Annotated in this window: 10 protein-coding genes and 2 pseudogenes; all 12 read right to left on the reverse strand. The window is 50.7% G+C overall.

The features are described from left to right. Positions 1 to 101 (reverse strand): annotated as a pseudogene (locus B9A23_RS22565) (transposase); the annotation flags it as partial. After that, positions 92 to 490, reverse strand: a pseudogene (locus B9A23_RS21430) (transposase); the annotation flags it as partial. The pseudogenes B9A23_RS22565 and B9A23_RS21430, both read right to left, overlap by 10 nt. A gap of 86 nt (positions 491 to 576) precedes the next feature. Further along, positions 577 to 924, reverse strand: coding sequence for an IS66 family insertion sequence element accessory protein TnpB (gene tnpB / locus B9A23_RS21435; RefSeq protein ID WP_084281407.1), 348 nt, complete (start codon positions 922 to 924; stop codon positions 577 to 579). 550 nt (positions 925 to 1,474) lie between these two features. After that, entirely contained in the window at positions 1,475 to 2,686 is a 1,212-nt protein-coding gene (locus tag B9A23_RS22570; RefSeq protein WP_217806658.1) for a hypothetical protein, read from the reverse strand. Beyond that, positions 2,628 to 3,380: a glycosyltransferase gene (locus B9A23_RS21445; protein WP_084281409.1), complete on the reverse strand. Its 753-nt coding sequence runs from the start codon at positions 3,378 to 3,380 to the stop codon at positions 2,628 to 2,630. The genes B9A23_RS22570 and B9A23_RS21445 overlap by 59 nt, the downstream gene beginning before the upstream one ends. After that, positions 3,377 to 6,928: a glycosyltransferase family 4 protein gene (locus B9A23_RS21450; protein ID WP_084281411.1), complete on the reverse strand. Its 3,552-nt coding sequence runs from the start codon at positions 6,926 to 6,928 to the stop codon at positions 3,377 to 3,379. Before B9A23_RS21450 ends, B9A23_RS21445 begins: the two co-directional genes overlap by 4 nt. Before the next feature lie 29 nt (positions 6,929 to 6,957). Then, positions 6,958 to 7,617: a hypothetical protein gene (locus B9A23_RS21455; RefSeq protein ID WP_139797642.1), complete on the reverse strand. Its 660-nt coding sequence runs from the start codon at positions 7,615 to 7,617 to the stop codon at positions 6,958 to 6,960. Positions 7,618 to 7,630: 13 nt separating this feature from the next. Next, positions 7,631 to 7,873, reverse strand: coding sequence for an acyl carrier protein (locus B9A23_RS21460; protein WP_084281414.1), 243 nt, complete (start codon positions 7,871 to 7,873; stop codon positions 7,631 to 7,633). Next, positions 7,873 to 9,513, reverse strand: a complete 1,641-nt coding sequence (locus B9A23_RS21465; RefSeq protein WP_084281416.1) for an AMP-binding protein — start codon at positions 9,511 to 9,513, stop codon at positions 7,873 to 7,875. The genes B9A23_RS21460 and B9A23_RS21465 overlap by 1 nt, the downstream gene beginning before the upstream one ends. Next, complete coding sequence (locus B9A23_RS21470) at positions 9,506 to 10,483, reverse strand: phytanoyl-CoA dioxygenase family protein (protein ID WP_084281418.1); 978 nt, start codon at positions 10,481 to 10,483, stop codon at positions 9,506 to 9,508. Before B9A23_RS21470 ends, B9A23_RS21465 begins: the two co-directional genes overlap by 8 nt. 45 nt (positions 10,484 to 10,528) lie before the next feature. Continuing rightward, positions 10,529 to 11,308, reverse strand: coding sequence for a DUF5672 family protein (locus B9A23_RS21475; protein WP_084281420.1), 780 nt, complete (start codon positions 11,306 to 11,308; stop codon positions 10,529 to 10,531). 1 nt (position 11,309) lies between these two features. Continuing rightward, a complete protein-coding gene (locus tag B9A23_RS21480) occupies positions 11,310 to 12,935 on the reverse strand; it encodes a glycosyltransferase family 2 protein (protein WP_084281422.1) in 1,626 nt (541 codons plus the stop codon). Between the last annotated feature and the right edge of the window lie 306 nt (positions 12,936 to 13,241).

Consider the following 13,241-nt stretch of genomic DNA (forward strand, 5'->3'; position numbering starts at 1 on the left):
TTGTCCGAGCGGCCGTCCTCGAACAGGGCATTGAAGCCGGCATACCTGTCGACCTGGAGAATCCCGGTGTAGCCCGCCAAGTGCGCTCGCGGATGGTGACCTGCTCACGCGGAAGATCGGCGGGGAAGTCGCGGCGGGTGGATCTCTTGCGGGTGAAGGCCTGGACCGTGGTGGTTTTGGCAGCCGCGATCTGGCCAAGCAGTTCGGCCTCGCTGGCATTGGCCTCGAGCTCTTCGAAGGTCAGTTCGAGCTGATCGAGCAGACGCCGGCTACGCTCGGAGCGCGCGCCATATTTGTCGCGGCGCATCTGCTCATTCATCAGTTCGAGATGGGCGTTGCGGGCCAGCAGGTCGGCATTGATCGCCCAGACTTTGGCAACCTCGGCCTCGGCCACCAGTGCCTTGTCCCGAGCTTGTTCGGCCTGCTCGCGTGCCAAGGCCAGCTCGGCACGAAGCTGCAAAAGCTCATCGGGGGCATCGCCGGGGACCATGCAGTATTATACCCGCAAAGCCCGCTCAAACCCAGCATTCACCGGTATTTTCTCGACTGAAGACCCAGTTTTGCAACGGGGCAGAATCATCCGACCTGCGTTGGTCGCCAGCTCTCCTGCGGGTTGCGCCAATCCACGCCTTCGAGCAAGCAGGCCATCGCCGAAGCCGAGATCGCAATCGTCCCATCCTTTGCAGATGGCCAGACAAAACGTCCTCGTTCCAAGCGTTTTGCGTATAACGACATCCCGAGGCCGTCGTGCCACAAGATCTTGCACAGCGATCCGCTCCGCCCCCTGAAGACGTACAGATCGCCGGCATGCACGTCCTTGTTCAGGGTTTGCTGGACCTGCAGGGCCAGAGAACGCATTCCCCGCCGCATGTCCGTGTGCCCAAGCGCCAACCACACCCTCACGCCGCTTGGGATCGGGATCATCGGGCCAATGCCTTGACGACGGTCTGTGCCAACGTCGCCGACGCCGAATTGTAGATGCTCACCCGGCCCCCGTGAGAGAGCTCAACTATGATCGCCGGTTGCCCAGGTGTTGGCACAGAACTGCTCTCTTCCAATACGACAGCTTCGACGAAACCTTGGTTCTCCTGAGCTGCAGCAAGCGCCGCGCTCAGCTTGCGCCGCCAGGTATAAACCAAAAAGCCGTGGAAACATCGTGGCAACGCGCAACACGCGCAACGCACGCACCGGGGGCAAAGGCATTCTTCCAGAATGCGCCGCCGCTCCTCCAAACTCCAATGGCGGCGACGTTCAGGTCCACCGAAAACCGTGATCCGGCCCACAACAACCGCTCCTAAGCTCGCAAATAAGTGCGAACTTAAGACCGGTCCGTCATCCTACAGACAAGGCGGCTCTCAACGGATGCGTACATCCTTTCTGAAAAAAGCATTAGATCTATAAAAAACAAAGCTCAAATCGACATTGCTTAATGAGGGCTGCGAGAATCGCACTTGGAGATCGAATATAACATAAACTATTCAATCTCTGCTTCGTAGACACCAGAAAGCGCCAGAAGTGAGCCGTTTACAGCAGGGTAAGAGCCAGTGGATGAGAATATAGAGATTTTATCCGCTAAAGTTGCGACAATTCCTCTGATTCGCGATCCGGTTTCTACACCACTTGCCGTCTGCACGAGATCGGTTTTAGCCCGCAGAGGCAACGTACATACAATCGCGGCACCTTTATTACCATTCTTAATGGCTTGAATGTTAATAGTGAAAAATACCCGCGTTCCGATGCGATTAAAACGACCTCTCGCCTCGTATTTTTCAAGTGCTCCATTTTTCACCGCACACGATGGCGAGTAATCTGTCCAAGTCACAGAGTCATTAATTGCACCACTTATACTAAGCACTCCTGGAGCGGTCCGGTAGATCGCAACGTCAGGTTTGTTTGACCCATCTCCCCAATTGATTGTGCCATTTTCATCAATTGCCATGCGAGACTGCCCGTCGCTACTTTTGGCAATCTGCAAAGCCAGAATGCGGCCGGTGGCGGATGGCTTAAGGTCGGGGTAGGTCTTATTGTCCATGGCTATTATTCGAATGCCAGTATTCCGGACACCCTCTATCACCAGCCCCCTAAGAAAGCCCGGTCCGCTTCCAGCACCTTTTGTCCGTCGGATAGATATTGCCGTGTCCGGAGAATAGGTTGAACCAGTGTTGAGAGCGATTCCAACTCCCCCACTGTCTGACCCTTCAGCCTGCGTAGAACCTTCGTTATTAACATCAACCTCTTGAGCCCAAACGATCCCAGTGTTATTTTCAAACCACGCACCGAAGTTCGACACGACAAGTGGGTTTGATCCGGTCCCCCCTCGGATTCCCCAGCCGGAGAATGCGACGTTGTCTGGTGTCGCAGTCGCGAGGAAATTTTTGCGCGTCGATTCGATGACCGTGCCGTTTAGAACCATGGCTTGATAGATGTTTACTGGTTCCCCGTTCGGCTGCGAACGAAATGCTCGAAACGACGCCGGCGCCTGTGGCTTTGAAATCGCTACGCCGTCGCGGGCAGATGTCACGATACTAGGTGACCGATCGACATTCCCTGTTCTTTGTACGCCCTCTTTTGCCGTTTCTTGCGCGGCAGCCTGATCGCAAAGCGCCAACGCGATGACAAAGGACCACTTACGCAACATGCGTGTTGCTGCCTTGTCGCAGCGCCCATAACTCCCGAGCCATTTCATAAATGCCTGTGTGAGCAATCACTACGTCGCTGTCTGCACTGCTAGCTAAGAGTGAGCCGCCCCTCCTCCGTTTAAAGTGCAACGTGTCTGGGACGGGTCGATGCGGGATACCCTCGAGCAGAGTAACACAGTTCCAATGCCAATCTTCGTATCCGTAGCCTAATTTTAGTTCATTCTTTTGTATAGGATACTTTTCGTAAACCTCTCTCCAGGTAAAGCTCATCGAGTCCCAGTAGTTACCGATCGTGAGAAACAGCGGATCGAAATCCTCGTCTTCAGAGTCTGCATGCATCCATAGATTTTCCGCATCCCCAAAGATAACATTTACTTCCGAATGCGCTACAATCTTTTTAGTTTGCGCCAAGCAGAATTGGGCTGCCTCTGTCAGCCAGTTCATACTCCAAAGATCATCAGCATCTAAAAAGCCGACAAAATCACCCGTGGCGTGATGAACCCCAAAATTGCGCGCACTCGAAAGATCGCCAAAGTCTGTTTCAAAAACTTGGACTGATTTTGGAGCGCCATGCCGAATTGTCTGGTTCGTTATGTCGTCAGAACGGTCGAGAATAAAAATTCCATCTACTTCGAAACCGTTAGTGCGAGCATGTTCGCATGCGTCGTTAAAGCTGGCAATAGAAACGCCAGATAACAGCCCCTCACGATGGGCATTCATGACAGCTGTAATCTTAGTCATTGATCTTCCTTGGAGAATATCGTGCGCAGCGCGCTGTCGTACTGCATTTCTGAAAAACGCTGAGCAGCCTTATCCATGAGGCGGTTTGCGCGTGCTATTCGCTCAGTTGGGTCCGCAAGCGCTGTCCGAATTGCGCTCACGTATGCGTCAACGCTTTCAGCGTCCGTCACCGGATAACCGGTACTTTCATCAATAAGTTCAGGAACACCGCCTACAGCTGACGCAACCACGGACATTCCTCTTACGGCAATTTCGATCAAGATCGTCGGCATGCCTTCCCAAGCAGATGTAAATAGCCACAGATCGGCATCTTGCAGAGGAAGCTCCTCATAACTCTTGAATCCGGGTCTCAAAATGAGATTTCTTGGCGAAGAGGATTGATCTGGCGGCGTATCGAGAACTGCATCGCCCCAGCAAAGGAAATCAACATCGGGCATCTTCTGGGCAACAAGCTGCACCATGTCGAAGCGTTTTTGCATATCAAGCCGCCCAGCCCAAATAATCCTTGGCCGACGCGCTGAGCGTTGCTCAAACGACATCGCGGCAAATGATTTCTTCGGGGCGAGAGTGCGTGACGGCGTATACAACGGCCGGACGCGATCCGCGATCGCCTTTGGAGGGCTGTATATCCGCATTAACTCATTCCGAAGATACTCGGTGTCAGTGAATAGCGCAGATAGGACTGGAGCGGTTGATGCAAAGAACAAAGACGGGTAGCCAACACGGAAGCCATCTTTAGTTTGGTCCCAGCAGAACATGTACGCATACAGATCCATATGCGGACGAAGTCGCTTACCGAACCGCTCAAGTGTTTTCCAACCTCGGAAGCTATTTACATTTATTATCCGCTTAGGCGCGAGGGACTTAAACAAGACGAACAACAGTCTCTCGGCGGTCTGGGCGGGCAATGACTGTAAGATATCCGAGACGTGCGCCACATCAACACCCTCAGAAATCCAATCCGGCCGTTCGAGGTTTGGCTGGTCTACTAAGAGTAGCAAAACGTTGCCACCCGAAGCTGCGCGCTTGCACGCGGACGAAATCTGGCAAGCCACAAGATCGGCGCCACCAGTACGCAACCACGGGACCAGAACGATCGTTTCATATTTCTTGTTTGGTACGCGATCGTAAAGTTTCTGAATGGCTGGGTATGCTGGCTCATGTGACGGTGGCGCGTGATATCCCTGACCTTTTTTAATATCTCCGATGCTAGGATCAAGTTCGAGCGCCCGCCGCACAGACTTAGCGTACGACTTCGACTTAAGGATTTCATTCAGCCTGATTTGGCGATTTGCAATGCGTGACGGTAATCCTAATAACGCTAAGGGCGCACCGTTAGCTGCCCAAAAAAGTCTCACGTTACTGAGCTGCAGATCGCTTTGTATAGTTGTGTCAACAAATATTGTCAGCTTCGCACTTTCATCGACTTTCCGTCCCTCATATATACCATGAAACAAAAAGTGCTTAAATCCCCAGATCTTATGCTGCTGGATGTCCCAGTGCGCGTTCTGGTAAGACGCCTCGCAGTAGATCTTCGTGGGTACAATCTTCTTGTTCCAACCATGTCGCAGATAATGCAAAAATGGCACGTCTGAGCTGAGCCCAGATACTTCATAGCAAGATGGATCAAACAATGGGCTTGGCGCAATTCCCGCTTCTAAACCGCGGTCCAAAAAGTCGATCAAACGCTCAGCGCCTGATGAACGTTTAGCGAGGCGGCCGTCCCCGTCGTAAAAGTAGGGCGAGAACATGGCCAGAAGTACTTGCACTTTATGCCCATCCAGCTTTGCAAGCCATCGACTAACCGACTGGTTGATTGCAACAAACTGCTCAAGGCGCGAGGACTTATCGCTTCCGTTCAAAGCGTATGTAGCGAGTAGTAGCTGACAAGGCGCATTACCCCTTTGCAAGCCGTATACTAGATAATGAAGATAGGCTGGCAGGGATTCTTCGCCAACCTCTCGGGGATACGCGCCAAGATACCAGTTCGGATCAAAAATGGCGCAAGGCTGCCTGTTTTCATGTACACCGTGGAGCACAAAGTGCTCAAACAGGTCCAAAGCCATGCCTTGGAATTCACGTTCATAAATCGACAAGTAGTATTTTTTGTCAAAGAAGCTCGTCGGAGCTCGCCAATGAGGCTGCCGCTTATTGAGCCATGCAATGATGACTGGCTCCTCAGACGCGCCGACGAGTGCCTTTGCCATTGCAGGATCAAACAACGGTCCTGGCGGAACGTTAAGATTCAAGCCGCGATCAAGATAATCTTGGAAAAGACGATCTTCAGGCGTTTGTGGGCTCAAATTCATCTTTTGAGCATAATATGGGGCGCAAAAAAGCGCCTTCAGCAACGGAAGGTGCTGGGGCTCAACCCGAGCCAACGCTGAAACCTCTGTCGGCGCAGCCAGATTAGGAGTGTCGCCATTTGAAGCAGCCTCTGCCCAAAAAAGCTCCCAATTGTGCAACTGGCCGCCAGCTGAATCCGCCGGCAGAGCCCAATGCCCCACTCGTTCGGACCCATCAATCCGTCGGCCTTCAAAAATGCCATGTGCTACAAAATGACCGAACCCCCATAGGTTCGCGGCAGCAATATCAGGCCATGCGGAAAGATAATCGTCTGGATCAAAAAGGTTCGTCGGCACGATCCGATTGTTCGGACCATTCTCAAGGAAATGAAGAAGGGGGTTGTCAGAGGTCGTCGCTTCCAGCCCCAGACGTTCTTGATACAATACGCTGTCAAATAATGGGCTTGGATTGTAGCCGGCTATCAACCCTAGTTCTAGGTAGTGCTCCAAACGCTCCAAGCCGCTCGCGGTTGAAATTAAGGAACCGGCGGCCTCGTAATGCTCGGGATGAAATAGCTGAAGTGCTAAATGGGTTTGATTTTGTCCGATCTTACGAAACCACGGGGCGGTCGCCCTTACAACTCGGCCGTATGTTTCCATCGGCTTGAGCCGTGCCGTAGACGTTCGTGCAAAAACTGAAAGTAGAGATGCACAGGGTGCTGCGCCACGCTCTATCCCGAACGTAATGAAGTGTGCATGCGGCGTCATTTGAGATTCCGCAGGAGACCGATCAGCAATTAGGTCATACCAAAACGGATCAAACAGGGCATTAGGTTGCCTGCGTTCCTGCTCTCCATAACATAAATAATGCTCATAGCCACTAACTTCTGAAGTCGCGACGTCCCGATAAACATCATTGTAATACTCAGCGTCAAAAAATTGAGACGCAATTAACCGGCGATTATGAGGGGATCTATACCATTTTAGGATCGCCGGCGTATTGTCTGTGCCCGCGACAATTTGTCGTAAGAATATTTCTTTATCAAAAAGTGGTGTCGGTGAAAAGTCGAGACCAAGCCCGCTTTTCAAAAAGTCCGCGAATAACTGGTCTTCTGATAGTGTCGCTTTCCCTGACACCCTAGCATAATACTGGGCGCAAAAGATCGATCGTAGAAATGCTTCTTCGTCAGTTGAGATGTCCACCCTTCTATGCTGGAACTGGCCGAAGATTCCTTGGAGCTTCGTCCATGAAAATTTACCCATGAAAAATCCTATCAATTATATCGCTAGCTTTACGAAGCTTGGTCCGTCGGGGGTTGGGAAATTCCAAGGTACAGGTCTGAACCAGTTGTAAGTACCGACTGCCAATTATCATAATCAGCAGCATCCGCTTGGAACCATGGCGCCAACTGACTTACTCTGCCTCTCCAGGTTCTATCTGAGAGTGCGCGTAAGTGTCCAGGTGGCGCTTCTGCTGCCTCGTCACCAGACACTACAATCAGCCCATTGTCGTTGTTACCCGCCACTCGATCGATCGCAGCCTTCAGGCCCAAGACCTGCGCGTCCTCCAAGCCGTCGGCACTGAAGACGCAAAGCACTTCGCCTGATTGAAGGCGAGAACGAAATCTTTCGATGAGTTGATGGACGCGCGAGCGCTCGATCCTGAAGAGCTTTTCCAGCTTAGGCGCCTCGATCGAGAATGCGCCATTTTCCGATTTTAGCGCGCTGTGAAATGCCCATTGGAACTCCACGTCCAAAACCATGTCATCTGTATGGGGCTTTATCTTCGAGCGCTCGAAAGCACCTAAAAAGTTAGCATCCAACAATCGGGCAAGATCGTTTAATTGGATCGACGTCCAACGAAATAGCGAAGGTGTGTAGTTTTCGACCCGTTGAAGAACAAAGCCGAACTCGCAATTTGATCCAAGAGGTTCAAAATTATCACTATACATACTGCCCCTCCAATCAAATCGCACCGCAAATATAGTCAATCATCTGTCCTATATTTTCCGTCTCGAGCACCTCTTCCACAGAGAATTCACGGTCAAAGCGTTCTTCGATGTCCATAATCAGGTACGATGTGCTGATAGAGTCCCAACCACTCACATCGCCGGCGTTCATATCCTCACGGATATCGGCTATTGGAAAGTCGAAGGTCTGAGAAACGCTCTCAAAAACTATACGGCGGATTTCGTCACGACTGTACATCAAATTAGCTCCAGATAGAGGCGACTGTTCTCAGACCTACTGAGCTTACCACTAGTGGTCTTGCGAAGGCTCTTAGGAGGCAAAAGCTTGAAGTCACCTAAGCTTACCCCGAAGTTTGCTTCGATCGCACGTCTAATGGTTAAACGAACTTCTTTCTCAGCTGAGATATCATCACTTTCGGCCATCACCACCAAGGCTGCTTCACCTTTGTTGCCTTTGAAGACGGAAAAGGCGACGGCTCGACCTGGAATGGTCATTTCTAGAGAGTTTACTAGGTCCTCAACTTCGTGAGCGTAGATATTCTTGCCTCGAATTATCAGTAGGTCATCTATACGCCCGGTTACGAATAGCTCGCCATTATAAATAAAGCCTACGTCTCCAGAATGATGCCAGCCGTCGATCAGCTTCTTTGCGGTGATCTCAGGTCGTTTGTAATATCCCGAATACAAGCTTGCCCCTGATATCGCGATCTCTCCGAGCGTTAGTTCAACACCAGGGCACGGAACACCGTCCAGAACGATGGCAATCTGTGTTCCCTCTATCACCTCGCCACACGATAACACAGGAACCCCAGTGCGATCATCACTGATGTTAATCGCTTTGCCACCGCGGAAGGTCTGCTCATCGACATAAACCACTTGAGGTGCCTTTGTGATATCCGTCTGCGTGACCGCAAACACGTTCTCGGCCATGGCATAGCAAACTTGTAGCGCACTCTCGGACAAGTTGATTAACTGCGGCAGCGCCTTAAAGGCAGTAAATGTTTCTGGCTTGCATGGCTCAGAGCAATTAATGATAGCTTTAACGGAACTAAGATCCCAAGTTTTCGAAGAGCGAACGCTGTTGGCAATATGATTATAAGCGAAATTTGGCAACCAGATGTACTCTCCTGATGTCCGTTCAATCTCATCTAACAATATAGTTGGCTTCGCGCTCCAAATAAATGCATCCAGATGCGCAACTTCGCATCCTAGAACAATAGGCGTTAGGAAACATGCAATGAAACCCATATCATGATAAAGCGGAAGCCATGTTACAATCTTGGAATCTGAATTTAGTCCAATCTTAGCGCTGTAGCTATTAACTTGATTAAATATCGCCTCATGGCTTAGCATCACGCCTTTTTTTAGGGCCGTTGTGCCCGAACTATGTTGAAGAACTGCTATCTCGTTGTGAGTAATACGTTCATCTTTAACTGTGAAGTCCACGGCCTCTTTCGAGCCAACAAAATGCAGGTGCTCTCCAAGGTATTGCGCAATGTCTTCAAGATTTTCACGGTAGGTAAAGATCGCACCAATACCTGAAACAGCGAATAATTTTTGATGAGATGCCCAATAGCTTTCCTTATCCTGCTTTGGTGTTGGAAACGGCATTATGGTTGGCGTAAGCCCAGCCATCATGCTTCCTAGAAATGCGGAATAAAGATCGACGCTATGCGTCAGAATGATCGCCAAGACGCTTCCAGGCTTTAACCCGGACTTGCGGAAATATGCATTGTAAGAGAATGCACTTTCCCTGATATCTGCAAAGGAGTAATCTCGGGCACTTTGACCAACAGTCAGCCTTAGAAAAGTCTTTTCGTCAGCTAGTCGGCTATTATGCTCGAAGGCACATGCAATGTTATTCTGACGGTCACACATTCTTTGAGCCTTTTAAAATTTTCCGAATGATTGCATTTACTACACTGGGTGGCTGGCGATTGGTCCGAGCTCCGACCCGCGCCCCCACAAAATCCACTGTTTCGCCGAGGTACTTGCTGTGATGCAAACTGCCATCCACCACGGATTGTGGACTGCGTAAATCTAGTCGGCCTACCGGCTCGTCAGAGTAAGCCGGCGTGTAGTATATACAATCGTCAAAGTAGTAATGAGTAACCTGTGACCACCTCGTCAGCCTACTGTCTTTCTGGATACTACCGCCATGTAGTAAATTTGCGCACCATATCAGGGCTTGGCCCTTACGCGCCAAAAATACTTCAGGCTTAGCATCATTCGCATCGCACAGCGCCGCCCAAGCATGGCCATAAGGATCTTGGGCTGAATTTAAGTCACTGCCTGCTCCACGTCGGCCTATTAATTCATTGGTCACTATCGGCCATCTGTGTGAACCAGGATAATAAAACAGTGGGCCAGCGTCCGCACTTATGTCTTCCATAGCAAGCCAAACGCCGCACATAAATCTTGGAGGCAAGCTGGAAAAATGCACTGAGTCAGAATGAGCGTCCTGCTGAGTTCCAACAGGGAAATTTAGCGTTTGGAACGGGAATGCCTTACGGCCATACAACTTGGTAAGCAGGCCTATGATGGTTTCATTTGCCGCAATCGCTTTTACGTCCTCGTCAAACTTCCATGCGTCTTGTACGCGGCGCTCGCCGGTAGTCTTGTCACTTTCTACGCTTGAGAAATCGATTCCAAAACTCGGGGCCAAACGGTTGCGAATTCGCTCAATGCGATGGTCCAAATTCTCATCAGGAAAATCGAGAACCGCGAAGCCTTTGCGATTTAATGCATCCGCAATTCGTCGCTCCTCGGGACTCAGGCTTAGCTCACGCTCAAGTGACTCGAAAAGAGGAGATTCGACGATTGGAATGCCGGGAAAGAGGTTTTGCAAGCGGTACGTCCTTCTTGATTCTTCGCAGATCAGCTCGCTCTGGCGTCAGGCTTTTAACCTGGTCTGATCCAATGCTAACCGGAATGCTCGTCGCCAGCCGCCAGGACCCTTCCATGCTTGCCTGACAATCCCAGCGAAATCATGGCGGATCGTTCCTCGTTCGTCCAGATCGCTGTATAACGACCAAAACTCTTCAATGCCCAAAACCTGAGGCATTAGCCATACACCGTGATATCCAAAACTGTTAGCCAGATCGCCTGACCGCTCCGTGGAGAAACGGTCCGCGACGGCACGGGGTGCGAAGCGTACATTATTAGCCTCCAGCCACTTCCTGTTTGCTCGACCTATAGCTATGTCCTCTGGATGGCAGATTTGGAAATCATTGTGACGGCAAAGTTCCATCATTCGTCGGCTTCGGAGGGAAAACCCCCCATTGCCGACATCAAAGCCGTCAGAGAACTGAGGCCAACTAGCGCCTATGTAGTCAAAATTGAAGAAATCGGGACACCACTTTGTCGCATCGATTATGTGACCATCCCATTGAACCACTAAGCAATATTCGCTTGAAATGAAATCACACAGTCGCAGTAAAATAAACTCGGAATATTCACGCGATGAATTCAATTTTGGTATCTTAACCAGACGAATTTCTTCCGGAAGATCAGATATCTCCGCATCTGTGAATAAAAGTGCTGATGAAAAATTTGCTTCGAAAAGACATTTTTTTAAAGCTGCGACGGTTGCCTTTAAGTTCACAGAGCTAACAGCACACAGTGTGACCTGAGGCAATTCTAAACGCGACAGACGCTTTCCATTATGCTTCATATCAGAATGCTACAGCAAATTGCTCGCTAGCGCGACTAAGCTGAGGGTGGTGAAAAGGATCAAACCGCCAATCCGTCCCCCACAGTCTCTTTAAGGCAGCAAGTTCAGACGCGAAGCGCGCTGCGCCGACTGGGTCTCTGTCGAACCCACGCGAAACCGATTCATGATGGATTAAAGTTGCTCGAGGTTCATAAAAGGACTGCCATCCGCGCTCATTAAGCTTCAGGCACAGATCCACATCGTTGAAAGCAACTGGAAATTCTTGCTCATTCAACCCACCAACGGCCAAAAACTTATCTTTCTGCACCACGAGACACGCAGCTGTTACAGCAGTTGTGAATTGGGGCAGCCGATGCCGGAAGAAATATCCCTCGTCATCAGGCTTCAAAAAGCGATGAGCATGACCTGCAGCATTTCCGACACCGATAACCACCCCAGCGTGCTGCACCCGGCCATCAGGATACAAAAGCTGGGCACCGACGGCGCCAACCTCTTTCCGAGTAGCTTGGGTTGCCAACACTGCTAGCCAGTCAGCATCAAGCATTTCAATGTCATTGTTAAGAAGGCAGATGAAATGACCTGTCGCCGCACTCACACCATGATTATTTATCGCAGAGTAGTTGAAGTGGCCGGGATGACTTATAACTTTGGTTCCGGATTGAGATAACTTGTTCAGAAATCGTATGGTTTCCGGTTCATCACTGTCGTTATCCATAACGATAACTTCTGTGTCGGGGTATGTAACTTTACCCAAACCCTCCAAACAAGTTCGGAGCAAATCCACCCGATTTCGGGTTGGTACAATGACTGATACAGTGGGTAGCCCAGATTGGATGTGTACCGGTTGCACTGGTAGCTTTGGCCGTGGCCTCTGTCTCCGATGATGGAGGATTTCAGGCAAATGGAGGGGAGCCGAGGCAGCGACAAGCCTGGAAGTCAAACTGGCCACCCAGTTTGGCAAGAGTGAAACCGCCTCTAGGTCTTCATACGACGGACGGAGAATGCACGAACCACTCAAAAAGTCAAAGTGGCCGTAGAGCTCTGCGTTCCAATCGGGTTTGAAATGCGGCTTGTCCCGCCGGTGATTTGCCATGATGTCATCGTCTGCGTAGATTACTCGAGCAGCGGGGTTTTTAGCCATCCAATGACGATAGCGCGAAGCCGCGCCATTCAAGAGTGTGTCTCCTGGTGAAAGCACCATCAATCCCGGCCGATCGTTCCAATCAACCCGAGATGCGGCTGACAACACACTGGGAGTTTCTTTCGATCCAATCCAGAAGGCGCTAATGCCTTCCCTCGCGAGACATTGGGCAGTTGCAGAAAGATCAGCCTCGCTTGCGTCGTCTTTAACGTCCACGAACGCTGTGATAGGAAACTGGTCTGCGTACGAGCAGCCTTCAAAAACGACCCGGCCTTGCTTCATTGCCCATAGGCTGTACGCTTTTGGCGATTTGCTCAACAAAGGCGCAAATTGCCCATGAGCCCTCACCCGCTTGCCTAAGATCCACCATTTAGTGGCAATCAGATACGCTCCGGGGGAAAGGAAAAATGCATCCAGATGTGCTGATGCCGTCAAGTATGCGGCAGCAAGCCTTTTGACGCCACGTTCTTTCAACTTCAAAGCCATGCATCGCGCGGCTTAACGACTGCGCCAGGAAAAACAATGGCAATCGTTAACGTTCCGGGGATTGATCACTCGGCATACCTTAAACGATGCTTTCCGCAGGACCGGACAGGGTCTATCCCACAAATTCAAATAGCTTCTCCCGACGTCAATCCTGCATCACGCAGGAGCTAAGGTTGTCAAATGCGTAAAACGCAGCAATCTGGCACTTCTATGGTTGCCGTCCGTTGCGCAAGAGGCTTTCGGCTTGAATGAGCAAATGATCGAGTGCGGTCTTCTGTCAGGCCTTTGAATGCGGCATTTCAGAAG

The organism is Novosphingobium sp. B1 (assembly GCF_900176395.1).
GTDB lineage: Bacteria > Pseudomonadota > Alphaproteobacteria > Sphingomonadales > Sphingomonadaceae > Novosphingobium.

Bases quoted from the DNA above. Each gene is read 5' to 3' on its own strand.
- tnpB (WP_084281407.1), bottom strand. From the start codon at position 924: ATGATCCCGATCCCAAGCGGCGTGAGGGTGTGGTTGGCGCTTGGGCAC.
- B9A23_RS22570 (WP_217806658.1), bottom strand. From the start codon at position 2,686: ATGAAATGGCTCGGGAGTTATGGGCGCTGCGACAAGGCAGCAACACGC.
- B9A23_RS21445 (WP_084281409.1), bottom strand. From the start codon at position 3,380: ATGACTAAGATTACAGCTGTCATGAATGCCCATCGTGAGGGGCTGTTA.
- B9A23_RS21450 (WP_084281411.1), bottom strand. From the start codon at position 6,928: ATGGGTAAATTTTCATGGACGAAGCTCCAAGGAATCTTCGGCCAGTTC.
- B9A23_RS21455 (WP_139797642.1), bottom strand. From the start codon at position 7,617: ATGTATAGTGATAATTTTGAACCTCTTGGATCAAATTGCGAGTTCGGC.
- B9A23_RS21460 (WP_084281414.1), bottom strand. From the start codon at position 7,873: ATGTACAGTCGTGACGAAATCCGCCGTATAGTTTTTGAGAGCGTTTCT.
- B9A23_RS21465 (WP_084281416.1), bottom strand. From the start codon at position 9,513: ATGTGTGACCGTCAGAATAACATTGCATGTGCCTTCGAGCATAATAGC.
- B9A23_RS21475 (WP_084281420.1), bottom strand. From the start codon at position 11,308: ATGAAGCATAATGGAAAGCGTCTGTCGCGTTTAGAATTGCCTCAGGTC.
- B9A23_RS21480 (WP_084281422.1), bottom strand. From the start codon at position 12,935: ATGGCTTTGAAGTTGAAAGAACGTGGCGTCAAAAGGCTTGCTGCCGCA.